A 25591-nucleotide genomic window follows, 5' to 3' on the forward strand; every position below is an offset into this window, starting at 1 on the left:
CGCTTCCCACGCTCACCTTGGCGCACGATTCCCCTAGAGAAGATCACGCATGGCCGGACATTCCCAATTCAAGAACATCATGCACCGCAAGGGGCGGCAGGATGCCCAGAAGTCGAAACTGTTCGGCAAGCTGGCGCGGGAAATCACCGTCGCGGCCAAGCTGGGGACGCCCGACCCCAACATGAACCCGCGCCTGCGTGCGGCCATCACCGCGGCGCGCCAGGAGAACATGCCGAAGGACAATATCGAGCGCGCCGTCAAGAAGGCGCTCGGCAGCGACGGCGAGAATTATGACGAGATCCGCTACGAGGGTTACGGACCCGGCGGCGTTGCCGTCATCGTCGAGGCGCTGACCGACAACCGCAACCGCGCGGCTTCCGACATCCGCTCCTTCTTCACCAAATCCGGCGGCAATCTTGGCGAAACCGGCTCGGTGTCCTTCATGTTCGACCGCACCGGCATCGTCGAATACGACCGCAGCGTCGCCTCCGACGATGCGGTGCTGGATGCCGCGATCGAGGCCGGCGCCGACGACGTGATCTCGAGCGAAGGCGGCCACGAGATCTACGCCTCGACCGAAGGCTATCGCGACGTCGCCAAGGCGCTGGAAGCCAAGTTCGGCGAGCCGCGCAAGGCCGCGCTGATCTGGAAGCCGCAGAACACGGTCGCGGTGGACGACGAGACCGGCGAGAAGTTGTTGAAGCTGATGGACCTGCTCAACGAGCACGACGACGTCCAGCACGTCTACGCCAATTTCGAGGTCTCGGACGCGCTGCTGGCGAAGATGGGCGGGTAGGGGCCACTTCCCCTGTTACTTCCGTTCTGTTTCTGTTTCCCCCACGGCGGCCAGCCGCTATCACTGGCCCATGACGACGCTCCCGATTCGTGGCCCCGTTCGCATCATCGGCATCGACCCTGGCCTGCGCCGCACCGGCTGGGGCGTGATCGAGGCCGAGGGCAACCGCCTGATCTACATCGCCTGTGGCTCGGTGGAGCCGCCGGACGATTTGCCGCTGGCGAGCCGGCTGCTCGCGATCCATGAGGGGCTGGCCGCTGTCCTGTCCGGTCACAAGCCGATGGAAGCCGCGGTCGAACAGACTTTCGTCAACAAGGACGGCGTCGCGACGCTGAAGCTCGGCCAAGCCCGCGGCGTCGCCATGCTCGCGCCCGCGATGTTCGGCATCAGCGTTGCCGAATACGCGCCGAACCAGGTGAAGAAGACGGTGGTCGGCGCCGGCCACGCCGACAAGCAGCAGATCGCGATGATGCTCAAGATCTTGCTGCCCAAGGCCGATCCGCCGTCCGCCGACGCCGCCGACGCGCTCGCCATCGCCATCACCCATGCCCATCATCGCCAGAGCACCGCGCTCCGGCTGAAGGTGGCAGGCTTATGATCGGCAAGCTCAAGGGCCTGATCGATTCCTACGGCGAGGATTTCGTCATCCTCGACGTCGGCGGTGTCGGTTATCAGGTGCATTGCTCGACGCGCACGCTGCAGCATCTGCCCTCGCCGGGCGAGGCCGCCGTGCTGTCGATCGAGACCTATGTTCGCGAGGACCAGATCAAACTGTTCGGCTTCCGCAGCGACCAGGAGCGCGAATGGTTTCGCCTGCTCCAGACCGTGCAGGGCGTCGGCGCCAAGGTCGCGCTCGCAGTGCTCGGCACGCTGCAGCCGTCCGACCTCGCCAACGCCATCGCGTTGCGCGACAAGGCTGCGGTGGCGCGCACGCCCGGTGTCGGCCCCAAGGTCGCGGAGCGCATCGTCACCGAATTGAAGGACAAGGCACCGGCCTTCGCCAATGTCGACCCGGCGGTCGTGCACCTCGCCGGTGCCGTCGACGACCAGCGCGCGCCGCGACCCGTGGCGGACGCGATCTCCGCGCTGGTCAATCTCGGCTACGGCCAGCCGCAGGCGGCGGCGGCGATCGCATCGGCCTCGCGCAGCGCGGGCGAGAGCGCCGAGACCGCGCAGCTCATCCGGCTGGGCCTGAAGGAGCTGTCGAAGTGAGTGCGGCCCGCGCCAATCCCGTCGCCGTTCTTTTTCGTCGCCTTTCGCGCGTGGCCGGTATCGTCGTGATCTTCTCCGTTGTGGGGCCGCTGACGGTCGCCGCGCTGGTTTCGGTGATGGTGACGACGCTCGGTGCCGCGGTGCTGCAGATGTTTCTCGCGCTCCTCGAGCTGGAGGCACTGCGCACCCTGATTTCGATCGCGATCGTGCTGCTGGCCATCGCCACGATTCTCGCCTCGTTCCTTCCCGCAGTCGCAGCCGGCTTGATCTTCGCGCTGGCCGCGGTCTACGCCGACCTCAACATGATCTGGATGGCGTGGCTCGCCGCGGCCGTGGCCGCCGCCGGCTTCGTCGGGTTTGGCATGTTCGTTGTGCCCGCCGAAACCTCCGCAGTGATATTGCCAAGTGTTAGTTCCGCGCCTGAGGCGCTGAAGCTTTCCGCCATGCTCGCCATCGTTGCTGTCATCCCGGCCAGCCTGTGCTGGTGGCTCGCGAAACCGCTGCACCGTGTTATCCTGCCCGCATGAGCACGCCCCCCCGCATGGTCACCCCGGAGCGCCGCAGCGATGATGTCGGCGACACTGCGCTGCGCCCGCAATCGCTGTCGGACTTCGTCGGCCAGCAGCAGGCGCGCAAGAATCTGTCCATCTTCATCGAGGCGGCGCGCAAGCGCGGCGAGGCGCTGGATCACGTGCTGTTCGTCGGTCCGCCCGGCCTCGGCAAGACCACGCTGGCGCAGATCGTGGCCAAGGAGCTCGGCGTCGGCTTTCGCGCCACGTCAGGCCCGGTGATCGCCAAGGCCGGCGATCTCGCGGCACTCCTCACCAATCTCGAAGAGCGCGACGTGCTGTTCATCGACGAGATCCATCGCCTGAGCCCGGCGGTGGAAGAGGTGCTCTATCCCGCGATGGAGGACTTCCAGCTCGACCTCATCATCGGCGAAGGCCCGGCGGCGCGTTCGGTCAAGATCGAGCTGTCGAAATTCACCCTTGTCGGCGCCACCACGCGGGCCGGCCTTCTCACCAATCCGTTACGCGATCGTTTCGGCATTCCGATCCGGTTGAATTTCTACACGATCGAAGAGCTTGAGAGCATCGTCACCCGTGGCGCACGCGTGCTCAACGTCGGCATGAGCGCGGATGGCGCCAACGAGATCGCGCGACGCGCCCGTGGGACGCCGCGTATCGCCGGCCGGCTGTTGCGCCGCGTGCGCGATTTTGCTTCGGCGGCCGATGCCGACAGGATCGATCGCAAGATTGCCGATCACGCGCTGAGCGCGCTCGAGGTCGACGCCGCCGGCCTCGACGCGATGGACCGCCGCTACCTCACGACCATCGCGCAGAACTATGGCGGCGGCCCGGTCGGCGTCGAGACGATGGCCGCTGCATTGTCGGAGCCGCGCGATGCGATCGAAGACATCATCGAGCCCTATCTGATCCAATGCGGCTATCTGCAGCGGACCCCGCGCGGCCGCCTGCTCACCTCGCACGCCTTTCGCCATCTCGGCATCAGCGAGCCCTCGCGCGATGCGGCGGCACAGTTCGGCCTGTTCGGGACCGACGAGAGCGACGACTGATCTGCGCAAGTGCAGCCTGCTTGCGCCGTCATGAATTTCCGGTGATCTCGTGCAGAGGGTCTGCACAAACGCACCCCATTTCCGCTCCAATAGGGTCGGATCAAGAAGCTGCATCACGATCGGGCTGCCATGATCACGCGTCGTCATTTCTTCCGTTCCATTGGCGGCCTGTCCGCCCTCGGCGTCTCGACCGCGGCCTATGGCGTCGGAGTCGAGCCGATGCTGCGGCTTCGGGTCACCCGCTATCATCCAACCCCGCGGCAATGGCCGGCGGATTTCCCGCTGAAGATCGCCGTGATCGCCGACATCCATGCCTGCGATCCCTGGATGTCGCTGGAGCGGATCGAGGCCATCGTCGATCGCACCAATGCGCTGAACGCGGATATCATCGTGCTGCTCGGCGACTATGTCGCCGGCCTGCACCAGGTCACGCGCATCATTCCTGCGAGCGAATGGGCCAAGGTGCTGGCCGGCCTGAAAGCGCCGCTCGGCGTCCATGCCGTCATGGGCAATCATGATTATTGGGCGGACAGGACCGTGCAGCAGGCTGGCCACGGGCCGACGGTTGCGCATCGCGCGCTGGAGGCGGCCGGCATTCCTGTTTACGAGAACGACGTCGTGCGGCTCACCAAGGACGGCCGCTCGTTCTGGCTCGCCGGCCTCGGCGATCAGCTCGCCTTTCTGCCGGCGCGGCGCTTCCGGAGCACGGGACGCTTCGGCGCCGACGATCTCAACGTGACGCTCGCCAAGGTCACCGACGATGCGCCGATCATCCTGCTCGCGCATGAGCCCAATATCGCGCCGCGCGTGCCCGCCCGCGTCGCGCTGCAACTGTCCGGCCACACCCATGGCGGCCAGGTCCGCCTGCTCGGCTGGTCGCCAGCGGTTCCGCCGCAGCACGGCATCCGGCTCGCCTATGGCCATGTCCGGCTGAAATGCGACGTCATCATCTCCGGCGGCCTCGGTTGCAGCATCATGCCGGTCCGCGTCGGCGTGCCGCCGGAGATCGTCGAAGTGATGCTGGGGCGGGGGCCGGTGGTCGTCTAGCCACGCTTGCGCAGCCGGCCGTTTTTGCGCAAAACGGGCTGGCTACCGAAATGCGAAGAGGCTCGTGACGTGACAGCTCATCTCGACGGCGAGATCCGCGACGGCCGCCACCATATGCAGGTTCGCGTCTACTACGAGGACACGGATTTCCCTGACTTGCCATTGTCGTAGTATGCAAACGTGCTTATCTCTCGCTCCTTGCTGCGGTTTTCGGAAAAAAGGTTCTTTCCGCAAAGCGCGGAGCTGTTCAGGTAGGGCGTATATTCGTAGGGCATCCGCTTGCGAACCGGATGCACTACTATGCATTCAATCAAGTTGCGGAAGGCAATGCGAGTTTCGATCGCCTTCGGATTGATTTTGAGCGCGGTGATAAGCCTTCTAACCTCCGAGGAGTATCGGTCACTGAATTTCGGGCGATCGAAGCCAACTATATTTTCGCCGCCACCGCCGAGCAGCCGCAAGCGCTCTTCAACGCTTTCCCGCTCCAGGTCGCACTCATCGATCCGCTTGAGCAATTCGTCCGGCTTGCGGCGGCTATTTGCGATGGCATAAGAGAGGCGTTCGATCTCGGTAGTCAATACGCGGCGTCGACGCTCTAGCTTATTGTGTTCGCTACCATTGTTCCGATCGTTTTTGCGCTCCTCCTTCCAAGTACGCATCGCCTCTTCAATGGCTTTCGGCGAAAGCAATTTCACCTGGATTTTTTCGGAAGCATCCTCGAGCAGAACGTCCATATCAAAGCTACGGGTGTGCTCGCAGGTGCCCCGCTGATGCGCGCTCGCGCATGCCGCGCGCGGCGCACCGTTACGCGAGGATTGAGCGATTCGCATATGGCCATTGCAGACGCCACACCGGAGCACACCGGCAAGCGGGTGCTCATTGTTGCGCGGACTCACGGCGCGACGCCGCGGCTGGCCAGTCGGTCCGAACATAGACACCGCGCGCACCCTACGAACCTTCTGCGCTAGATCCCAGAGCCCTTGCGGAACGATCCGCAGCTCTGGCTTTTTGACGATAATGTGGCGTTCAGCTGGATTGCGGCGCTTCTGTTTCTTCTGCGTCTCTGGGTTAAGAATTGTCGAGCGAACGTTCCAATGTATCTCGCCGATGTAGAGTTCGTTGCCGATAATGCCGCGACCATGCCGACCGCCTGTGATGCACTGATGGTTCCAGGTGGTGCGACCCGCCTTGTTCTTGTGACGAGTTGCCCCTGGTGAGGGCACACCTTCGCGGGTGAGGTCAGCGGCGATAGTTCGGGTCGAGCGGCCCGCTGCATATTCTTTGAAGATGCGGAGCACAATCTTTGCTTCGTTCTCATCGATTACGCGCTCGCCGGGCGCGCCCGGCCTTGGCCGATAACCATAGGCGTATGAGCCCGGAATTCTTCCGTTCGCAACAGCGTTGTCATGGCCGCGCCGAACCTTTTCGGCGAGCTGCGGCTTGTAAATCGTGTTGTACAGACTTGCGATGCTAATGTCAGTGGCGGTCGCGTAGACTCCTTTCTGATCCATCAGCTCAACGCCGTTGAACTCGAAAACCTGCTTGAGACGCTGGATGGTTGCGGGATCGCGCGACAAGCGGTCGAAATGCTCAACGACGACTACGTCAAACTGCCGGCTTCGCACACCGCTGAGCAAGCGCTGATAGCCGTCCCGCGCACCTTCGGTAAGACCAGATTTTGCGGCATCCACAAACTCGCCGACGACATCGAGGTTGTTGCGCAATGCGACCTTGCGGCAGAGTAACAGCTGACCGTCAATCGAGCTCGCCTTTTGCATGTCGCTCGAATAGCGCGCGTATATTACGGCCGTTTTCTTCGATGACGGTGTCGTCATGCCGGTCCTCTATCGGCTGCCCCGAGCCATGATTTTCATCCCGTGCGATCTGACGGCCGATGGCGCGCGCCAACTCAAACCAGATTTCCTCATTGTCCGGATTATCCCAGCTCTGAGGATGGGAGGGGGCAAGCGGTCGAATGGTCGCTCGTTGTCTTCGGAAAGATCGGATGCGGGTAGGCATTTGCAAACTCGCGAGCGGAAGCTAGCGTAAATTTCCGCGCTGCGCTACGGCCAAGCCGCAGCGATTACTCGCAACGCGTCCCTCATGCTGGCTTCGGCAGCGTCGAATGAAAATGAAATTCGTCAAGTGCCGCAGCGTGCGTGAGGGCATTCCTGGCGATGAGGCGCGTAGTCCAGAGCAGAAATGCTAAGCAAAGCGGAGTAAAAATACTGGCGGCGGCGTAAGTTTGTTATCGGGTGCGGGTGCGGGTGCGGGTGCCCGGTGCGTAGGAGCCGTCCTCGGTTCCCCACATATTGTAGTGGCTGCCGCAGAGCCCCGGCGAACTGTAACGTTCAGCCCAGACGCGGTGGTCCGACCCCAAGGACCCTTCGATGATTGGGTCTTTTCTTATTCCGCTTGTTCGATCTTGCGTCGAGGCTCCAAGAGCCAGCAATCGCGTCTTCGTGAGCTCCGCAGTAGGGCGCGAAAAGCACTGTCAGAAATACTCGTGTTCCTCAGCATGCTGTAACTGGCGCTCGGGCAACCGGTTGGCCGGCAAGAGGGCCGGGCCGGTCAGCTGGCGGCCGGAAGGCTGACGCTCGAATCATCGCTCAAAGGCGCGATGATTTCTAGCGTCATGTAACGGGCGCGCTGGACGGCCCATTGTCGTTCTGTTCGAGCAGGACCACTCCAATGAGGCGAACCATGGCCTCCTCGTTGGGGAACATGCCGACCATATGTCCAAACCGGTTCACAGCCTTGCTGCACCACATCGAGAAAGACGCTCTGCTTCGGGCGTTTCGACGACAAAAGCCCGCAGGCCGGCGCGGAGGTCGATGGGATAAGGGAGGCAAAGTACGAAGAGGGGCTCACGGACCAATCCGCGATCTCTGCGCACGGGTCCACACTGTCCCTACCGGCTACAGCCGGTGCGGCGCGTCTACATCCCCAACCCGACGGGGGTAGGCGGCCTCTCGGTGTGCCGGCCGCTAGAGGACAAGATCGTCCAAAGCGCGGTGGCCGAGGTGTTGAGCGCCGCCTATGAGCTCGAATTCCTCGGGTTCTCCTACGGCTCCCGGCCGGGGCGGGATCCTCAGATGGAGCTTGATGCCCTCGATCCGGCTATCATGACATATCCAGTGTCTTCGATTCGGTCGACCACGAGTGGCTGCTGCGGATGGTGGCGCACAGGATTGCCGATCCTCGTATCCTGCAGCTCATCGAGATGCGGCTGCGAGCTGGCGTTCGTGAGAGCGGCGAGAAGCAAGACACACGCCGCAAAGGGCAGGATCAGTCCGCTCCTTTCCAACATCTTCCTGCATTACCTCCTCGATCGCTGGGTCGACCACTGGAGCGGTCGCCATGCAGCGCGGTCGCGTTGTGACCGTGCGCTTTGCGCACGACTTCGTCATCGGCTTCGAGAGCAAGGCAGATGCCCAGGAAATGCTCTTGGCCCTCAATGCGCGACTGGCCGGCGCTCCATGCGGACAAAACCCGTTGATCGAGTTTGGCGCGGTTCGCGGCCCTCCCGCGTCAGCCGCGCAGCGAGCGGTGGCCGAGACCTTCGCCTTCCTGGGATTCACTTACTTACGGGCGGACCCGAGATGGCCGGTTCATCGTGAAGCACAAGACCGAAGGGAAACGCCTGTGCTCTCGAGCAACATCACAAGTCTCGCGCGGCTCATGCGGGCGTCGCTCGTCGACAAACGTTGGTATAGGTTATGCAACCCGTTCTATATCCCCCGCTTACCTCTGTAGAGTTGAGCTGCCCGTCGGCTTGTCTGTAGTTTCAGCGTCGAAGCTGGACCGTCCGAAGGGTGGGGCGGCGCGAAATCCTAAGCTGAGTTGATAAGTGTGCTGCAAGGCATTGCTGCCATTGAGGCGTGGGACGAGGTTAAATGGAAATACGTCAGCCCACTTCCGCGTTGGAGGTCCATCAGCACATTGTGTGCTCCCTCCAGAAGCAAGACCCAGTGATCTTGGACATCGGCTGCTACGACGGAGCTGACTCTTTACATTGTCTGCGGCTTTGCCCAGAGGCTCAGCTCTACTGGTTCGAGCCGGCCCCCCGGGGCGGTTGCTAGCTTAAGAGAAACATGGGGCTATACCCTGAGAAGGTGCCCCTAGCCACAGTCGCCGCGTTGATGACTGTTGCTGTAGCCTGGCTTACTGGCGAATTTCCGTCAGTCTCTTGAATGCGAGCATCGCGATGGCATTTACCGAGCTCTTCATCAAACGTCCTATATTGTCTATCGTCGTCAGTCTCCTGATCCTGCTGACCGGCATTGGTGCGGCCACCGTTTTGCCAATCCGGCAGTATCCTAAGCTGACCAACACGGTCGTCAATATCACTACCTCTTATCCTGGCGCCTCCGCCGACATGATCCAGGGGTTCATCACCACGCCCCTTGAGCAAGCGCTCGCTTCGGCCGAAGGCGTTGATTACATTACGTCCTCCTCGGTGCTCGGTGCCTCGACGATCCAGGTCTATATCAAGCTCAATTTCGAGCCCAACGAGGCGCTCACTGAAGTGCTCTCCAAGGTCAACTCGGTCAAATATTTAATCCCAAAGGAATCGAACGATCCGGTCGTCACCAAATCTGCCGGTCAGACCACAGCTGTCATGTATATCGCCTTCTCCAGCGAAGAACTGACGGCCAGCGCGATCTCCGACTATCTCTCGCGCGTGGTGCAACCGATTATGTCAACTGTAGACGGCGTCGCAGCGGCAGACATCCTCGGCGGCCAGAGTTTTGCGATGCGGTTATGGCTCGATCCCGCGAGAATGGCGGGCCACGGCGTGTCGCCAGCTGATGTTTCTGCTGCAATCGCGGCCAACAACTTCCAGGCTGCGGCCGGCCAGACTAAGGGCTATTTCACTCTCTCCGACGTCACGGTCAACACTGATCTGCGGAGTGTTGATGAATTCAAGCGCATGATCGTCAAAGCCAATGACGGCGGCTTTGTGCGCATGGAGGACATCGCGACAGTCGAGCTTGCGGCGCAGAGCACAAACGCCAGCGTCGCGATGAACGGCGAACACGCTATCTTCGTCGCCGTGCAGGCGAGCCCAGAAGGTAATCCACTGAACATAGCGCGAGGCGTTCGGGCACTGCTTCCAGAAATGAAGCGCAGCCTGCCGCCATCGCTGAAGATGGAAGTGGCCTACGACTCCACCAAGTTCATCCAATCATCGATAGACGAGGTGGAGAAGACGCTCCTTGAGGCGGTCGCGATCGTGGTGTTGGTGATCTTCCTGTTCCTGGCCTCCTTGCGGTCTGTCATCATTCCGGTCGTCACCATTCCGCTGTCCATTATTGGCGTCTGCAGTATGATGCTGGCGCTGGGGTTCTCATTCAATCTGCTGACCCTCCTTGCGATGGTGCTTGCGATCGGTCTTGTGGTTGATGACGCAATTGTCGTGGTGGAGAACGTTCATCGCCATATGGAAGAAGGTGCGTCGCCCGCGCAGGCCGCTACGAACGGCGCGGGCGAGATCGTCGGCCCCGTCCTCTCCATGACGATTACGTTGGCCGCCGTGTACGCGCCCATCGGCTTTCTCGGCGGCCTCACCGGCGCGCTGTTCCGCGAATTCGCGTTTACACTGGCGGGTTCGGTGATCGTGTCGGGCGTGATCGCGTTGACGCTGTCGCCCATGATGTGCGCGGTCTTCCTGAAGAGCGCTGAAGAGGGGCGGTTTGCAAAGTTTGTGAATCGTGTGTTCAGCGCCATGACGCGCTGGTACGGCCGCAAGCTCGACCGCTCGCTCGACTATCGCCCGATTACCGGGCTGTTTGCGCTGACCATGCTGGGCCTCGTCGCCTTTCTGTATATGCACACTTCCAAGGAACTCGCACCCGAGGAGGATCAGGGCATCGTATTCGCACTGACAAAAGCGCCGAAATACGCCAATATTGATTACCTGGATTATTACGGCGCCAAGCTCGACAAGGCACTCCAGAAGTTTCCCGAGACGGATTTTCGCTTCGTGCTCAACGGCATCAGCGGTCCGCAGGGCGGCATGGCCGGGATGTTGCTTAAGCCTTGGGCCGAGCGCAAGCGCTCATCGATCGCGCTGAAATCGCTGGTCCAGGCCGAGCTGTCCAAACTGGAAGGCATCAACGCATTTGCCTTTAGCTTGCCGCCGCTTCCGGGCGGTTCGGGCGGCTTACCAGTGCAGATGGTGATCAAGTCGACGCTCGGTTTCCAGTACATCTACGAGCAGATGTCGGAGCTGAAGGATGCCGCGCGCAAGAGCGGTCTGTTCATAGTCAGCGACTCTGACCTTGAGTTCAACCAGCCGGGGGTGCGAATCAAGGTCGATCGATCCAAGGCGAGCGACCTTGGCATCACCATGCAGAACGTCGGTAGCGCGCTCGCGACCCTCCTTGGCGGAAACTACGTCAATCGCTTCAACCTGCAGGGCCGCTCCTACGAAGTGATCCCGCAGGTGCCGCGCGAGAAACGCCTGACGCCGGAATCACTTGGGAGCTATTATGTCAAGACAGCGGCGGGCTCGATGCTGCCGCTATCGACCGTGGTCTCCATCGAGACTGCGACCAATCCGAACGCACTCACCCACTACAACCAGCTCAACTCCGCGACCTTCCAAGCCGTACCGATGCCCGGCGTCACGATCGGTCAGGCTGTGGACTTCCTCGACGTCGAGGCAATGAAACTGCCCGCAGAGTTCAGTCACGACTTCCTCGGGGACGCCCGTCAATATGTGCAGGAGGGTAACAAACTAGTCATCACCTTTGCGTTTGCACTCATCGTCATTTTCTTGGTGCTTGCGGCGCAGTTCGAAAGTCTGCGCGATCCCCTCATCATTATGTTCAGCGTTCCCATGGCAATCGCCGGCGCCTTAATCCCGCTATTCTTTGGCTTGGCGACGATGAACATCTACACCCAAATCGGACTGTTGACATTGGCTGGGCTGATATCCAAGCACGGTATTCTGATGGTCCAGTTCGCCAATCAGCTGCAGCTCAAGGAGAGACTCGATTCCCGCTCGGCCATCGAGATGGCGGCGCGCGTCCGCCTCCGCCCAATCTTGATGACCACTGCGGCGATGGTCACGGGCCTCTTACCTTTGTTGACCGCAACGGGTGCTGGCGCCGCGAGCCGCTTCTCGATCGGGCTCGTGGTCGTCGCGGGCATGTCCATCGGCACGCTGTTCACGCTTTTCGTGCTGCCGGCGCTCTATGTCGCGATCGCGTCGGATCACCGCGCCGACGCGAGTTCCGATCACGTCCAGAACGCCGCCGAGCTCGCCTTCATCGGAGCATCCGATGCCCACCTGGCCAAGCGATGATCCTAACGATCAACTCGGGTTTGCTCGATCGCGCCGCTAGCGTAGCGGCGCTGCTCGCCGACCGCGGTAACTTGATCGCACTGGGTGCCTGCAGTTCATGGCGGCGGACAGGAAGGATGATCCGCGGCTGCTGCGCTTCGTCTCAATCTACTGCTTGCCCGAGGTGAAGGACTACATCGCGACCAAATACGGCCGCTTCATTGTGCAGATGTGGTGAGCGACGGATGCCTGGGAGGGTTTCACGGTCCCTTGCGCGTCCGGAGCTTCAAACCGGTGGTGCGAAGCTTGGGGGAATCATGTGTTCGGCGAAGAGCGCGTCGCGGATCCGTTTCTGCTCCGACAGGCGGATGCTGTTGTTACCTGACCGAGCAGGCCACCGCCACGTGAGTTGCCGGACATCACGGCAGCATAACTCGCAGGATTGACGTCGCCCGGGACAGGGACAGAATCCATGTTCCCCGAATGGGTGGCGTACCCATTTTTCAATTGGTTCTTGGTGGAGAATTATTCACTTCCTGACCGCGCTGCAATTGCTGTCTGAAAAGAGACCGCTGATTTGCTGCAGGCTTAGGATAGTTGCCAAGAAATTCAATCCCCGCCAATTTTGGGCGCGAAACGAGCCGGCCAAGACGCGATAGTCCGGCGATTACTCGAGCGCGGCCGCCATTTCGGCTAAGGTTTTGGGGATCGGAGGCTCCCGGGATGAACCCGCGGTCGGTGCGGGCCTGACTGCACTCTATCGGATGCGGCGGGGCGAGGCATCGGTTCCTGTGGACAGCTGTTCGCCCGGTTTACGTCCGCAGCTATTGGTTGGGTGGAAATAACCAGTCGGCCAAGGGATGCATCCGTGACCAGTCAGCGCGGACGCTCGAGTCCGGCACCTCGCCAGCTTCAATTGAGGCTTCGCCCGTCGAAGTGTCGAACGGGGGGTATTGGCGGCGATGTCTATGGCACGCTCGCGCACATGCGGGCTTGCGCGATCTTGCATCAACCCGTGCTCCTCGCATTGGCGGCTAGCGCCGACCTGCTGCAGCACCAAGTCGCCCAGCCGCAGCGTCCGGAATGGCGGGTCGTCTCGCCGGTACAATCAGCATCGAATTCGCTCCTGAGGACGAATCGCTCTGATCGTTCCGCGGTTAGCACAACGCGAGATTCCGAATCGTTTGGCCGGAAGCTTTTCGAATGCGGTCACGTGATGGGTGTCCTCATAGCCAAACCGGGCGCTCCGGTCGGATCCAAGGGCTCTTCTGTGAGCGCGGAAATCTGGCCGCGGGCGTGGCGGATGAAGAGCCGAATCGCAGATCGAGCAAGTCCGCTTCTGAGCCGAAGAACGACAGGCGCGCCGCATCGACACAGTCCCAAATCAGCGCTGAATTCAGCGATCGGGCCCGTCATATTCCGCCCAACTATCCGTCGTCTCGTACACCCTCACGCTCGAGAGTTGGGCGAGGCGCGGTTTCGCGTGCTCCCAGATCCAGATGGCGATATTTTCCGCCGTCGGATTTTCCAGTCCCGGGACGTCGTTCAGGCAATGGTGATCGAGCTTCTTTATAAGAAGGCCAAACGCTTCCTCCATGTTGAAGAAATCCATTACGAATCCGGTGTGCGGATCGACGGCCCCGTTCAGCACGACCTCGACGCGATAGGAATGACCATGCACCCGATGACAGCGATGTGTCTGCGGGACGTTTGGAAGTCGGTGCGCTGCCTCGAACTTAAATGCTTGGGATATCTTCATGTGATGCCGAGTGTTTGTGGGACTGCACGCTGAGCCGCCATTTCGGCTGAGCCAGGCAGTCCGAGATAGCCCGCCGCTCGACGGCGTCAGGGCGGTCTTTCGATCGAAGCAGAAATTGTTCAAGCCACGCTCATCGAACCGGTCAGGCAGGCTGCCGGTTGCGGCCACACGAATTTTCAGTTCGTGTCCGCGAGTGACGGCCAGCGCGGCGCGATTTACTGACGCAAATCCAGTCACCACGCTGGCCGGGGCCGGCAGCCTGCCGTTCGTCTCGATCGCGCTGAGGAACCCGATATCGTGTAAAGATTGCAGGACATCATCGAACCACCACAGTGGTTCTGAGCACGTTCATTGCTTGTGCCATGCAGATGATGGAGCGTCTACTACAAGATCCGGTAGATGCCAAAACCAACTTGAGGCTCTAGGGTCTGGCCGCGTTTCCCCGCCGATCATCATCCCGAGAAGTGAACGCAACCGGCACGATGCTCAACCAAAGGGCGGAACGGCACAATATGACTAGCAGAACCTGGGGGCTACCCTCGAACACCTCAGTCAGTATTCGCTACAACTGACGGGAGGCGTATGCCCAGGCAAAAATCAGCTTTGAAAACGTCAACCTATCCAGGCGATCACGGCGTGCCAGAGCAGATCCAGAGAGGATTGCGCTGAGTACGCCATCGTCGAATTTGGAAAAATTCACTCGTCCGTGAATGGACCGAATACAGAATTCGCCCTCGACAGCAAGCGTAATGTGATGCCAAAGAAAAAACAGCACGTCAATCTATCGGACCAGAATCTCTTGAGTCTTATCCTGCGGCTCGCCATTCCGTCTGTTGTTGGATTATCGATCCATGCGCTGCAGCAGGTCGTCAACGCGATCTTTGTTGGCGCCCTAGGCGCGCAGGCGATCGCAGCTGTTAGCATGACCTTGCCGATCGTGGTCCTGCTCGCCGCAGCCGGACAGGGGATCGGTGTTGGAGCAGCGTCGTTCATATCTCGTCATCTGGGCGCTCGTGAGTACCTAGAAGCGAGTCGAGGCGCAAGCACGGCACTCGCGCTCGCCGCTCCGATCGGTATCATAGTCACCCTCACTCTGCTTCCAAATCTGCCAGGGATATTTGCAACGCTCGGAGCAACCCCAACCATCATGCCCGTGGCGCTCGACTACGCGGGAACGGTTTTGTTGGGGTGCACCCCGATGCTACTAAATACCGTCAGCGGGTTCATTGTAAGAGCCGAAGGCTATACACGATTTAGCATGTGGGTGATGATGACCGCGTTTATCCTGAACGCTGTGCTTGATCCCGTCTTCATATTTTCACTTGACCTTGGCGTGCGAGGCGCAGCCCTCGCAACGCTGGTGTCTCAGATCTCTGCTGTCGGACTGTATATCGCGTATTTTACGAAGCTTGGCGGGACGGTTCTCGTCAGGATATCTCACATATCATTGCGAGCAGACCGCATCAGACAGCTCGCGTTGGTAGGCGCGCCGGCGACAATGACGAGTATCTTATCTGCTCTTGCCGTTATGCTCTTGTACGGAGCTGCTGCGCCGTTCGGCGACGATTCCATCGCCGCGGTTGGAATAGCTGTGCGTATCTTGATGGTCGGCGCACTGCCTATCACCGGGTTCTGTATTGGCGCTCAAGCTATCCTGGGTTTCGGTTGGGGCGCACGCGACTATGCTCATATATTGAGGGCTGCGAAGTTCATGCTCTTCGTGACGATCGCATTCTCGGTGCTGTATTCTGCGGCCGTTGTGATTTTTGCAAGGCCTTTAGTGAGCCTATTTAGCGATAACGAGTACGTCACCGAAATTGCCGTCTCGACCTGCATCGTGTTCCATCTCTTCTTTGGACTGTTTGGGGTGCAGAGTTTCGTGACGGCAATGCTTCAGTCATTTGGGAGAGCGCGCCTCAGTGCAATTGTGTCCTTGGCCAGGCAGGGGTATCTCTTCATACCGGCCGTACTGTTATTCCCGCTGGTAGCGGGTTTTAACGGACTGTTAGCCAGTCAAGCGCTCGCAGAGCTTGGCGCCGGAATAATCGCTCTCATCGTCATGTTCAACCAGTTCGGCGAGCTCAGACGAGCGCTCCGCCACGGTCCTCAAGAGCGATCGGGATAGCGGCTTGAGCTGAGAAAGGATATGATCGAGGCACAGATCATTGGGCGCTAGCCTCCTGGGAGGCTCGCCGTTAAAGCGTGATGGGACTAGCTTCGATAGCCTGAGTTTTTGAGGTAGTTGGCGCATTCTTCGGGTGTAAATGCATAAAGGAGTTCGCCGATGGCGGCGCAGACCGCATCGACGGTTCGTGCGGCTGCCTTGCGGAGCAGATGCTTGAGTTTGGCAAAGACTCGTTCGATGGGGTTCAGGTCGGGTGAGTATTTTGGCAGGAAGAAGAGCTTTGCTCCGGCGAAGCGGATGAGCTGGCGCACGGCTTTGCTTTTGTGGCTGCCGAGATTGTCCGGGACGACGATGTCGCCGGGCCGAAGGGTCGGCAGGAGAACCTTCTCCACATAGATCCGGAAGCTCACGCCATGATTGGTCCCTCGATGAACCATGGCGCATCGATCCGGTCATGGCGCAGGGCCGCCAGAAAGGTAATGGTTTTCCAACCCATCTGGCCCCGAGCAACGCTGCCGGTCTCATCGACCCGCTTCATCCAGCCGATCGCCGTGCTGATCGCCACTCCAAACTGCTTGGCGGCCCGATTGCGCGCCCTAACGGCCAAATTAAGGGCGTCAGCTCTTACGGCATTGATATCGGCGAAAGGCTGGAAGTCGAAGCGCCCCAAGGCAGTGGCAATGTGGTCGGCCGTGAAGCGGGGGTGATCTCAATCGAGAGCTGACTATCACACCAGTAACATGCGGTGTTTCCGAATTGGTGAATGGAAATGCGAACCCCCTTTGCGCTTTGCTACTCTATGGCAAGCAGCTAAATGCAATGGCGCCAATACAAAAGGTGATGCTAACTTTTGCTACAAACCAGGTAAACACTGGCACGGTCATCGACAAGGCCTACAGCCAGAGCATCTTGATTGACCTTACCTTATACTCAAACCGAATGTCGCATACGACATAAACAACGTCTAGGAGTGGGGAAACTTCAGCTGGGCCCAGTCGATACGACGGATGAGATTCTGACGCGCGCAGCTGCCTCTCGGCATCGGATGGATTTCGCGTGCCTCAGTGCCGTCTTGAATACGGCAGCGAACGAACGAAAAAATGTTGGGCCAGTGTTCGAACCTGCGGGACTCGATCACGCCTCGTGAATGTATCATCAGGTGAATCAGGCCGTAACCAGCTATCGGAGAACTTGCACATCTTGATCGGGCTACCGGCCGAACAGGATGTGAAGATTGGCGGAGGCCAGGACGGCCCCACGCGAATAGTTAGAATACGTTATCGACGATGTCTTACGTGTTTGCTGACTTTGCCGATCACTGCCCCTGGCACTACGGCCAGGCGCGTCCGTATAAGCACGACTTGAAGAGAGGCCGGAGCACTGACCTATGGACAAGCGGCCTCTCGATCGCGGCGCATCGTCTCATCCGCCGCATCGGGTTGGAGACAGGGCGATGGCGAGTTGGCTGTGGCATGACCTTCGTAGGTTGATCCTCTGGCGTTGTGCATCGACTCGCGGCATGCTCGTGAGCCCTTCGCGTACAAGGGCAAGTGCAGAATCGCGGCTCATGCGGCATTCTCGCGATAACGGGTGCTCTCGTGCAGCATCTGCAAAACCGCGCTACGGTTCAGAAGTCCGCGGTCGATCGCGATTTCGATGAAGGGCCGCATTTGCTCAGCGGCTGTAAGCACAAGTGTCGATACCTGTTCATAACCAAGGCGCGGTACGAACACGGTCGCAAGAGCCGAAGATTGCATCAAGTTGCTGAGCGACCGTTCCCGGTCTGCCCGGATCCCCGAGATGCATTGGTCGGCAAATATTCTGGCCGATCGCGTCAAAAGCTCGATCGAATCGAAGAGGCGCGAGGCGATGACTGGCTCGAAGTGATTGATTTCGAGTTGGCCGCTCAACGCTGAGAGAGATACTGCGGCGTCGTTGCCCACGATAGCGAACGCAACTTGCTGGATCATCATCGGCAGGACTGGATTGAGTTTACCTGGCATGATCGAAGAACCGGGCTGGAGAGCGGGCAACCGCAATTCGCCAAGCCCCGTATTTGGCCCAGAGGAAAGGATGATCAGGTCAGAGGCGATTTTCGCCATTACCTCTGCTGCGATGCGGATTTCCGACGACACGCGTGCGAAGGCGTCGGCGTTCTGCATGGCATCGAACATGTCGTCGCCTGGGCGTACCGCGTGGCCCAAGATCGCCGCAAGATGTCCATAAACGGCACGGCGATAGCCCGGCACTGCTCCGAGCCCGGTGCCAATCGCAGTGCCTCCGAGGGGAAGCACCATCAATTCCTGGCGCGCCACGGACAGCTTCAAGGAGAGCCGCTTGATCGCTGATGCGTAACCGCCGAACGCCTGACCGAGCGTCATCGGCTGGGCGGCCTGCATGCATGTGCGGCCGACGCGCAATACGTCAGCGAATACAATGGCCCGCTCCGAAAGAGCGGCCGCCACCTGGTCCAGCGCACCCACCAGATCGCCGGACTTTTCGTGCGCCGCCAACTTGAGCGCCGAGGGCAGCACATCGTTCGTCGACTGGCATAGGTTCACGTGATCATTTGGATGGATCACGTCGTACCGACCGGGCTTTTCACCGACAATTTGCAGGGCCCGGTTCGCCAGAACCTCGTTCATGTTCATGTTGATCGATGTACCGCCGGAGCCTTCGAGCAAATCGATGATAAACTGCCCATCGTGTTTACCAGCAATGACCTCGTCCGCAGCTGCGATTAGTGCTCCTGCTACTTTGGCGTCGAGGGCTCCGAGCTCACGGTTCGCCGCCGCGGCAGCGCGCTTGATGCGCGCTAGTGCCCGAAGAAGTGCCGGCTGATCACCGAGCTTCTGGAGTGAGATGTCGAAGTTCTCGCTTCCACGCAGGGAGGCCAAGCCGTACAGGGCGCGCAGCGGCAGCTCGCGCGTTCCTAGACTGTCTATTTCGGTGCGAGTCGCTGACATCTCTGATCCCGGGGTCGGACGCTACGCAAACAACTCTCTCCGAAGACGGGTGAGAGTTAAAGCTAAGATCGGAGATGTTATGAAGGCTAATAAGTATGATTAATTAGGGTTATACTGTTCGTCGAGAGTCCGGGTGGAGCCACCCGCAACGCACCGGCAGGCGGCGTCCTCGTGAGCGAGCGGATCCAACACGATGCTGCCGACGGAACGAGCCATCCAGGGAATTTGAGCCGCGATCTGGGGCAAGGTCCAGTTCCGCAGGAGCACACAAGTATCATCCGCTATTCGCGCAGCCAACGTGCCTAATCCGCCTTGCTTAGTCACCAACGCGATCGTGCGCGAGAGGCCGGTCGCCGGCAATGGCATGACTTCGAGCGCCGGTCGATGGACGGCAGCCTGCAATATGCACAGGGGTGTTGTAATCGCCACGCCTATGCCATTGGCGACCATCGAGAGCAGCGAGTCCGACGTGTCGAACGACATCGTCTGCGGATGCTCTATCCTTAGACGCCGGAGATGACGTTCAATTTGCGTTCCCATGTGCGAACGCGCGGTGTAGCGGATAAGTCGGTGCTCGAGGAGTAGGTCGTCCAGTGGACGATCGCGAAGAGTATCCGCCCAGGCAATCGGTGCTACCAGGAGGAATGGCTCGCGCAATAGGGGTAAGCGGGTAACTTCGTCAACGCCCTCCATTGGATCCGATGTGACAGCTGCATCGATCTCGTTGCGCATCAATGCCTCGGCGTGCGCGGGTACCAGCCCCGAATACGCGCTCACGCGAAGCGCGATTGAACCCGCCATGAGGCTGCGGACCAACAGTGCTCCCACTGTGGACGCGAACGTGTCGATCATCCCGAGCCGAAGGTCCTCGCGTTCGGGACGCGCTGCGGCGGCCCGCATTTCCTCGACAGCTCGTCCGACGCGCAGGGTTATCTCACGCATGTGGGTGAGCAGAGCTTGCCCCGCCTCCGTGGGCCCAAGGGGACGACGATCGCGACGGACGAGGGATGCGCCAATATGCGCCTCCGCGCGCTTCATCGCTTGTGAAACGGCCGATTGAGTGATGCCAAGTCTGAGGCCGGCCGCGCTCATGCTGCCCTCTTCGATGACGACGGCCGCGACTTCCAGTACACGCAAATCAGGCAAACTAAACATAGGAAGCCTACGCTAATGGATTTTTATCGGGTGTGCCACTAGTCCGTTTTCTCAGTTGCGGCGAGTCAATCTACTCGACAGGTTGGCGCACCGGAAACTCGCGCTTACTGCGCAAACAGCCGATTCCAAAGCCGCAGCGGTGGAACTGTTCGATGACACTTCATTTATCGACATTTCCAACCGCTCCAATTTCGGCGCAGAGTTCGATCCGGTGTGTCTGGAGAGTCCGCGCCAAATGACAACATTTCCGGGTGGCGGATCGGCGGCCCTGGCCAGGTCGCCACCCAATTGTGCAAGTTCGGTCAAGTAGAATGCGGGGTTCCAAGGCGACCTCGTCGAATGCCGACGTCCTTGATGAGTTCATCGGGCAATACGATCTCGGTGTCCGTGGAGGCGATCTTCGGTGATGCGTCCGGGCCGTACGATTGAGCATGATGAGCCAGAGGACGCGCCAGCTGAGAGGGCAGACGACCGCCATCAAACTAGCGAGCCGCTCTGCGGTCCGCAGTTTTGAGTCCTCCGCCCTGCAGCCCGATTTTAGGAGCTTCTGGAACAGCTCGATTTTCGTGCACGCACCTATTGGATCATGGACGTAGCCGCGCCTCTCTCTTGTCAACGATGAGTGCGCCGCCTTTGTCCACGAGGTCAGAAGTTGACGCGATGGCCGCCGCGCATGAGCTCCCTCTTGAGCCTTTTGGCCGACGCGGGCATCGATGTGTAGGTGCCTGCGAGTTCGCGGATATGGGTATCCGCAGACACGTCCGACCACCGGCCGATGATCCAATGCGACGGCTATCCCGAAAGGAGTGAAGCCACCTGCCACAATGCGCTCAAGAGCGTAAAGTTGATCTAGAGGCCGCGCCGATCTTGCGTCTCGTCTTCGGCACCATCATGCGAGTTCATTGACAGTAAGCCCAGTTCTAGACCATGGCTTTGAGATCCCAGTGGGTCTAAGGACGCAATTGATCGAAGTCGCTGGTTGGAGTGCCATTGTGATGCTGGTGAGCGCTCAATCAGGAAAGCACGCAAGTAGACGTCATCAGCTTGCTCTTCCGCGCAGGAAGGCGATGATGGCTCAGCTGCTCGGCAGCGCCTCGGAAGAGCCAGCAAAGAGCGCCTTCGGTTGAGCGCGATAGGACCGATCATCGAGAAGCGCGTCACACGCCAGCGTGAGGACGCTCACGGGATGAAGAAGGCGAGCTTGCCCGTCTGTCGGGTAGCGCCAATTATGATGCTAGAATGCCGGGTAATCTCAGGACAGAGACATTGTTGTGTGGAAAGAATGCAAAAGTGTTCCGCAGTGCGGTAGACCGCTCGACCGAATGCTCCTCGCAATGCCGCAACGGCGCAATCGCCCGAGATGTTCGCGTACATCGCCAGAAACCTCGATGCCGAGTTCCTCAACGAGTTCTCGGGCAAGGCCTGGCGTGGTGTTTCACCCCCTTCGACCGGTCCGCTTGGCTGCACGAACATTTTGGTCCAACGCTCGCGTACCAGCGGAAGGTTTCGTGCGACATTCGTGGTAGGGCACGCGGCGATCCGCGCGGTGCGCACGGCTGCGGCGTTATCCATCAAGCAACGCCCCCTTTTTTAGATCACCCTCTGGGGCTGCTTGCGGGAGAACTATCAGCAGAGGGATGATGACGACCATACCAGCTGCCAGCATCACTCCTGATGGGCCGGCTACAGTCAACATCTGGGCGCCAAGGACGGCTCCGAAGCCGATGGCCGAATTGATGACCGCCGAGTGCATCGCGGCAGCAGTCATCACTGTCGAACCGGCGGCGCGCAGGATCCAGGTCTGGAGTCCCGCGAACAGCGCCGCGACGGCAGCGCCCCAGATGACCAGCAAGACAAGGACCCGGCCTGTCCCCAAGTGGGGACCAAACCATCCAAGGCCAACGAGCGCCAGACACAGAGCAAGCAGCCCCGCAGTGATGATGGGCTTCATGAAGCGGTCGATGAGGACGCCCGCCAGGATGTTCCCCAGGAATCCTGCTCCGCCAAAGCCGAACAACAGCGCGCCGATCATGACTTGGGCAACGTTTGGAATCTCGCTGAGGAATGGTTCTATAAATGTGTACGCCCCGAAATGCGCCGCCGCCATGAATGTCGTTACGGCATAGATCCCCAACAGGTCATGCCTGCGGCAGACTGATCCAAGCTCTCTCCATCCCGCTGGCGTCCCGGCCTGCATTTTCGGAAGAACTGCCACCATCAGGGCTGAGGTGATCAGTCCGATGGCGCCAATTAATCTGAACGCTGCACGCCATCCGCTCACCTGACCGACGAAGTTCGCGAGCGGCACGCCAACAACGGTCGCCATCGAGATCCCGCCGAATACGATTGCCATCGCAACACCCATACTGCGGGACGGCGCAATCTTAGACGCAACCGCAGCCGCCATGGCCCAATAGAAACCGTGAACGACAGCGCCCACCGTGCGTGCCAGCAACAACCCTTCGAAAGTGTGAGACATCGTCGCCGCAAACGTTGTTGCGGAAAGGATAAGAGTCAAGGCGATGAGTAGCGGCTTGCGAGGAAACTTCTGAAGCAGAACGGGTGACAACAGACCGCTGGCAGCACCGATCCAGGCATAGAGGGCCACCGTGAGCCCGACCCCTGCCTGATCTCGTCCGAGGTCGCGAGCGATCTGAGACAACAGCCCGATAGGTGCTATCTCTGCCAAGACGATGTGAAACGAGGCGATGCCTAGCACGATGACAGCGAGCCAGATGCGGAGCGAAGATTCTGTGCCGTCACTCGTCATTATTAAACATCACTGTACGAAGGATCCGCCCGTTTGATTTGTCGATGATCAGCCGCTGCTTGTACGCATTTTTCATCCATCGACGTGGCGCCGCATGGCACGGGCGTCTCTCCGGATGTTAATCGACCTGCACCGGTGGTATCCGATCGTTACGGTTGCATGGGTCGTTCTCTCCATCAACTGCGAGAGTTGATAGTTGACACACGACAAACGGCACTCGGTGTCCTCGACTGGCGTCCTGAGTGGGACTGTCGTTCCGGCCGGCGTCGTGAAAGAGGGCCTGACCTTACTCGAAGAGCTGCGTCGCTCGCCACCAGGCGCTGCGCTTCGCCAACCCCGCCAAACGAACGGTGCAATAGCATCGTGATGCCTTTCGTGCGTTCGGACGGCCTGCAGATTGCCGAGCTGCCAACACCGAGGAGGAGGTCTCACTCACGATGTCCCGGCACTGCTTCGGCAGCTTTAGCAGGGCGCTCGCGGATCATGATCTCCGGGGAGCCGCGATTGCCTCGCCTGCGTACGCGCGCGCTGGGTGTCAATCGGCCCTTTAATTGCGGTTTGTTGTCAAACTTACATTTCTGAACTCGCCCACGGCACGGTGGTAGTGCTCGCGCCGTCGGAGCTGGTCCGGATTGCGGAGACGGCGCGGGCCGGCTGATACGTGCATTGGATCGCCGGGGCTGGTTGAGGTCTTCGCTGGGATCATGGTCCTTTCCAAGTCGCGCAGCGCCTCATGATGATGTCGGGGTCGGGCGCCTCAACGTTTGCAGCGGAGTGCGGACGAGCCGCCACCGCCTGATTAACCGAGGCCGCCACAGCACCGTCCCAGCGAGACATCGCCAGTCCGGCAGACCGGACCAGGAACTCTACAAGATCGGATCAGGCTTCCTTCCCCTGGCCCCAGTCGAACGATGTGCCGTAGACCCAGATACAGTGAAGAAGGATGGCGAGTTTGCGCGCGATGGCGACCTTTGCCTTTCGCATGCCAATCCGCTTAGCGAGCTTCATGCCCCAAGCCCTAAGAGAGGACCATTTCTTCGTTCGATGAAGCAGGACGATCGCCGCCTCGTACAGGTAGGTTGGGAGAAGACGGTCGCCCCATCGTGATATCTTGCCCAGTTTCGCCAGAGTGGTTGCGTCGAGGCGTAAGACCCAGATAGGCGCCGACGCTTGATGCCGATCGGAAGCGCGATGTTTCAAGGTGCCGTCGCATGCGCTGGTTCATTAGGAGGACGGATCGAGCTTTAGCACTGATGCTAGCAGCCGCTCCGGCTTTGAATCCTCAAGTGGGCTTCAACGCGCGATGCCAACGGGCCGTATGTTGGTCCGTGCGAAGCCCTAATGATGGACGGAAGCGTTCCGCGGTTACATAAATTAGACTACGAGGGGCGCGGATCGGTGGTGGACGCCCGAAATGTCCCGGCTCAGCAAAATCCCCTTGGAATTCCGATAGGTGAGTTCGGCATTGCCTTCGTGCATCTCAAAATTCGATTTTCAGTTCTAGCCGGTTCGCTGCGCCAAGAGGATTGCCAACCTCCACGACGAGAGGCTCTAGGGCGGAGAGCGATCCCATAATGGCGTGGCGACTCGACGAGCACTCAACCAAAGATGGCCCCGCCCAATTAAGGTAAATTCAATCCAGCCCTGCCCCGACACTTATTGATGTGAAGGTAAACGATCATCGCCGCTGCGTATCATTTCTCGGCGAGATCATCCAGCACTTGAAGGGCGACTACGCGGTTGCAGCTTCAGCGTACGCGCCAGGCGTGTGGCTGAGCAAAGAACGCGGCGACCGCATGCACAACCGCGGCCGCAGGTGCGGCGTCGTGCTCCCCGAGATCCCCGAAGGCTCCTGATGGAGGGCGTTGAGGAGCCTGCCCACAATCTACGAATTGCCTGCTTGTGAGCCCTCGAGGCTGGCGACCTTGACCGGATCCAACGTCCGGCGAAGGGAGCTCGCGCAGCAATAGCCTGATATCGTAGCCCTCTCGAACGCTCGAGAGTCCTTGCTTAGGTTTCCCATCCCTTCGTTGGTCCACACTGTTGAACTCGCGCCGCAGCACGGTATCGGGTTTGATCAGCGCCGGCGCCACCACCTCCGGTCCAGGATGATCGGCGAGGATGACCTTCCGACCAATAAGCCGCTCGCGAGCGCCTTCAAATCGCGCTATGACGAGCGGGCGGACTGACTGTTACCCGTCTACCAAACGGGACAAAGAGGCGATGCGCTAGCGAGCATCGCTAGCTACGTTCTTTTGTATTCGGACCCGCGAAACGTCGAAAATTGGCGAGAAATGAAACGACCCCAGTGCTTAAAGAGGCTGGGGTCGTTCCGAGGTAAGCGCCAGACTTGGGCGGGGGGCTGAGGCCAGACGCCTACGACATGAAATCAGACACGCAGATTTTCCGCACTGCTTTTACCGCGCCTCGGGTCGACTTTAAGCTCGTAAGAGACTGCCTGCCCTTCCCGCAGGTCAGAGAGGCCAGCGCGCTCCAGGGCGCTTATGTGTACAAAAACATCTTGGCCGCCCCCATCCGGCTGAATGAAGCCGAAACCCTTCGTCGCGTTAAACCATTTCACAACACCCCTCGCCACTCCCATCTCCCATTTGAGCAATACTGTAGAGTAGTTCTGGTCGGACCATTCGGGCGGCACCGATTCGCGCATTGACGCACAATCTCCGCTGCTTCGGCGTCAGCGTAGTTCGCTTGAGGAGTTCGAGTATGGTGAGCCTGGGCGATCATGCTTTCATGCCAGAGACCAGGCACAGCCGACGGGTTTGACCCAGGTCGCATCGTTCTGATCTTCCAGGCTGTTGCGTCACTTGGGTGACGAAGGTCACGTGGGTGGGTTCTCCTAGCAGGGAAGCCGCGAATTTCATCGGCCCAAATGG

General features: G+C 60.0%; 16 protein-coding genes and 4 pseudogenes. 11 read left to right on the forward strand and 9 right to left on the reverse strand.

Annotation, left to right across the window (positions count from 1 at the left end; translation table 11 throughout):
- The first annotated feature begins 49 nt into the window (after positions 1-49).
- The 7 genes and pseudogenes from AC0L20_RS21430 to AC0L20_RS21460 form a co-directional block, all read left to right on the forward strand.
- On the forward strand, positions 50-796 hold the full coding sequence (locus AC0L20_RS21430; RefSeq protein WP_473291877.1) for a YebC/PmpR family DNA-binding transcriptional regulator: 747 nt from the start codon (positions 50-52) through the stop codon (positions 794-796).
- 70 nt (positions 797-866) lie between these two features.
- The gene (gene ruvC / locus AC0L20_RS21435; protein ID WP_473291880.1) at positions 867-1394 is read left to right on the forward strand and encodes a crossover junction endodeoxyribonuclease RuvC; all 528 of its coding nucleotides are present in this window, start codon (positions 867-869) and stop codon (positions 1392-1394) included.
- Positions 1391-2008 carry a Holliday junction branch migration protein RuvA gene (gene ruvA / locus AC0L20_RS21440; RefSeq protein ID WP_027515524.1) on the forward strand — a complete coding sequence of 206 codons (618 nt, stop codon included), beginning with the start codon at positions 1391-1393 and terminating at the stop codon, positions 2006-2008. The genes ruvC and ruvA overlap by 4 nt, the downstream gene beginning before the upstream one ends.
- Positions 2005-2535, forward strand: coding sequence for a hypothetical protein (locus AC0L20_RS21445; protein WP_473291882.1), 531 nt, complete (start codon positions 2005-2007; stop codon positions 2533-2535). Before ruvA ends, AC0L20_RS21445 begins: the two co-directional genes overlap by 4 nt.
- The gene (gene ruvB / locus AC0L20_RS21450; RefSeq protein WP_354063120.1) at positions 2532-3584 is read left to right on the forward strand and encodes a Holliday junction branch migration DNA helicase RuvB; all 1053 of its coding nucleotides are present in this window, start codon (positions 2532-2534) and stop codon (positions 3582-3584) included. Before AC0L20_RS21445 ends, ruvB begins: the two co-directional genes overlap by 4 nt.
- Before the next feature lie 129 nt (positions 3585-3713).
- Positions 3714-4631, forward strand: a complete 918-nt coding sequence (locus AC0L20_RS21455; RefSeq protein WP_473291885.1) for a metallophosphoesterase — start codon at positions 3714-3716, stop codon at positions 4629-4631.
- A 69-nt stretch (positions 4632-4700) separates the two neighbouring features.
- A pseudogene (locus tag AC0L20_RS21460) lies at positions 4701-4781 on the forward strand (acyl-CoA thioester hydrolase); the annotation flags it as partial.
- Here AC0L20_RS21460 and AC0L20_RS21465 read toward each other — a convergent pair.
- Together AC0L20_RS21465 and AC0L20_RS21470 are read right to left on the reverse strand one after the other, a co-directional pair.
- Positions 4763-6466 carry a recombinase family protein gene (locus AC0L20_RS21465; protein WP_473291887.1) on the reverse strand — a complete coding sequence of 568 codons (1704 nt, stop codon included), beginning with the start codon at positions 6464-6466 and terminating at the stop codon, positions 4763-4765. The pseudogene AC0L20_RS21460 and the gene AC0L20_RS21465 overlap by 19 nt on opposite strands.
- Before the next feature lie 736 nt (positions 6467-7202).
- Positions 7203-7363, reverse strand: a pseudogene (locus AC0L20_RS21470) (IS256 family transposase); the annotation flags it as partial.
- A gap of 628 nt (positions 7364-7991) precedes the next feature.
- Here AC0L20_RS21470 and AC0L20_RS21475 point away from each other — a divergent pair.
- Together AC0L20_RS21475 and AC0L20_RS21480 are read left to right on the forward strand one after the other, a co-directional pair.
- On the forward strand, positions 7992-8387 hold the full coding sequence (locus tag AC0L20_RS21475; RefSeq protein WP_473291891.1) for a hypothetical protein: 396 nt from the start codon (positions 7992-7994) through the stop codon (positions 8385-8387).
- A gap of 451 nt (positions 8388-8838) precedes the next feature.
- Entirely contained in the window at positions 8839-11943 is a 3105-nt protein-coding gene (locus AC0L20_RS21480) for an efflux RND transporter permease subunit (protein WP_473291893.1), read from the forward strand.
- Between the two features lie 1375 nt (positions 11944-13318).
- Here AC0L20_RS21480 and queD read toward each other — a convergent pair.
- The gene (gene queD / locus AC0L20_RS21485) at positions 13319-13681 is read right to left on the reverse strand and encodes a 6-carboxytetrahydropterin synthase QueD (RefSeq protein WP_085361592.1); all 363 of its coding nucleotides are present in this window, start codon (positions 13679-13681) and stop codon (positions 13319-13321) included.
- 754 nt (positions 13682-14435) lie between these two features.
- On the opposite strand from queD, the gene AC0L20_RS21490 reads away from it, so the two are divergent.
- Positions 14436-15806 (forward strand): MATE family efflux transporter, encoded by a 1371-nt coding sequence (locus AC0L20_RS21490; protein WP_473291896.1) that lies wholly within the window; start codon positions 14436-14438, stop codon positions 15804-15806.
- 86 nt (positions 15807-15892) lie between these two features.
- On the opposite strand, the pseudogene AC0L20_RS21495 reads toward AC0L20_RS21490, so the two are convergent.
- Positions 15893-16296 (reverse strand): annotated as a pseudogene (locus AC0L20_RS21495) (IS630 family transposase); the annotation flags it as partial.
- Here AC0L20_RS21495 and AC0L20_RS21500 point away from each other — a divergent pair.
- The gene (locus AC0L20_RS21500; protein ID WP_438743030.1) at positions 16261-16530 is read left to right on the forward strand and encodes a hypothetical protein; all 270 of its coding nucleotides are present in this window, start codon (positions 16261-16263) and stop codon (positions 16528-16530) included. The pseudogene AC0L20_RS21495 and the gene AC0L20_RS21500 overlap by 36 nt on opposite strands.
- Before the next feature lie 841 nt (positions 16531-17371).
- Here the strand turns inward: AC0L20_RS21500 and AC0L20_RS21505 are convergent.
- The 5 genes and pseudogenes from AC0L20_RS21505 to AC0L20_RS21525 all read right to left on the reverse strand — a co-directional run bounded on the left by AC0L20_RS21505 (position 17372) and on the right by AC0L20_RS21525 (position 25293).
- Positions 17372-18772, reverse strand: coding sequence for an aspartate ammonia-lyase (locus AC0L20_RS21505; protein WP_317245406.1), 1401 nt, complete (start codon positions 18770-18772; stop codon positions 17372-17374).
- A gap of 99 nt (positions 18773-18871) precedes the next feature.
- Positions 18872-19927, reverse strand: a complete 1056-nt coding sequence (locus tag AC0L20_RS21510) for a LysR family transcriptional regulator (RefSeq protein ID WP_473291904.1) — start codon at positions 19925-19927, stop codon at positions 18872-18874.
- A gap of 1564 nt (positions 19928-21491) precedes the next feature.
- Positions 21492-22697 (reverse strand): MFS transporter, encoded by a 1206-nt coding sequence (locus tag AC0L20_RS21515; protein WP_438742974.1) that lies wholly within the window; start codon positions 22695-22697, stop codon positions 21492-21494.
- Positions 22698-23576: 879 nt separating this feature from the next.
- Positions 23577-23886, reverse strand: a pseudogene (locus AC0L20_RS21520) (transposase); the annotation flags it as partial.
- A 1200-nt stretch (positions 23887-25086) separates the two neighbouring features.
- Complete coding sequence (locus AC0L20_RS21525) at positions 25087-25293, reverse strand: cold-shock protein (RefSeq protein WP_219682983.1); 207 nt, start codon at positions 25291-25293, stop codon at positions 25087-25089.
- Positions 25294-25591: the final 298 nt, after the last annotated feature.

This window comes from Bradyrhizobium sp. Kon58 (assembly GCF_055807455.1).

Coding starts and splice junctions, on each gene's coding strand:
- AC0L20_RS21430 (WP_473291877.1), top strand. CDS start 50: ATGGCCGGACATTCCCAATTCAAGAACATCATGCACCGCAAGGGGCGG.
- ruvC (WP_473291880.1), top strand. CDS start 867: ATGACGACGCTCCCGATTCGTGGCCCCGTTCGCATCATCGGCATCGAC.
- ruvA (WP_027515524.1), top strand. CDS start 1,391: ATGATCGGCAAGCTCAAGGGCCTGATCGATTCCTACGGCGAGGATTTC.
- ruvB (WP_354063120.1), top strand. CDS start 2,532: ATGAGCACGCCCCCCCGCATGGTCACCCCGGAGCGCCGCAGCGATGAT.
- AC0L20_RS21455 (WP_473291885.1), top strand. CDS start 3,714: ATGATCACGCGTCGTCATTTCTTCCGTTCCATTGGCGGCCTGTCCGCC.
- AC0L20_RS21465 (WP_473291887.1), bottom strand. CDS start 6,466: ATGACGACACCGTCATCGAAGAAAACGGCCGTAATATACGCGCGCTAT.
- AC0L20_RS21475 (WP_473291891.1), top strand. CDS start 7,992: ATGCAGCGCGGTCGCGTTGTGACCGTGCGCTTTGCGCACGACTTCGTC.
- AC0L20_RS21480 (WP_473291893.1), top strand. CDS start 8,839: ATGGCATTTACCGAGCTCTTCATCAAACGTCCTATATTGTCTATCGTC.
- queD (WP_085361592.1), bottom strand. CDS start 13,681: ATGAAGATATCCCAAGCATTTAAGTTCGAGGCAGCGCACCGACTTCCA.
- AC0L20_RS21490 (WP_473291896.1), top strand. CDS start 14,436: ATGCCAAAGAAAAAACAGCACGTCAATCTATCGGACCAGAATCTCTTG.
- AC0L20_RS21500 (WP_438743030.1), top strand. CDS start 16,261: ATGGCGCAGGGCCGCCAGAAAGGTAATGGTTTTCCAACCCATCTGGCC.
- AC0L20_RS21505 (WP_317245406.1), bottom strand. CDS start 18,772: ATGTCAGCGACTCGCACCGAAATAGACAGTCTAGGAACGCGCGAGCTG.
- AC0L20_RS21510 (WP_473291904.1), bottom strand. CDS start 19,927: ATGTTTAGTTTGCCTGATTTGCGTGTACTGGAAGTCGCGGCCGTCGTC.
- AC0L20_RS21515 (WP_438742974.1), bottom strand. CDS start 22,697: ATGACGAGTGACGGCACAGAATCTTCGCTCCGCATCTGGCTCGCTGTC.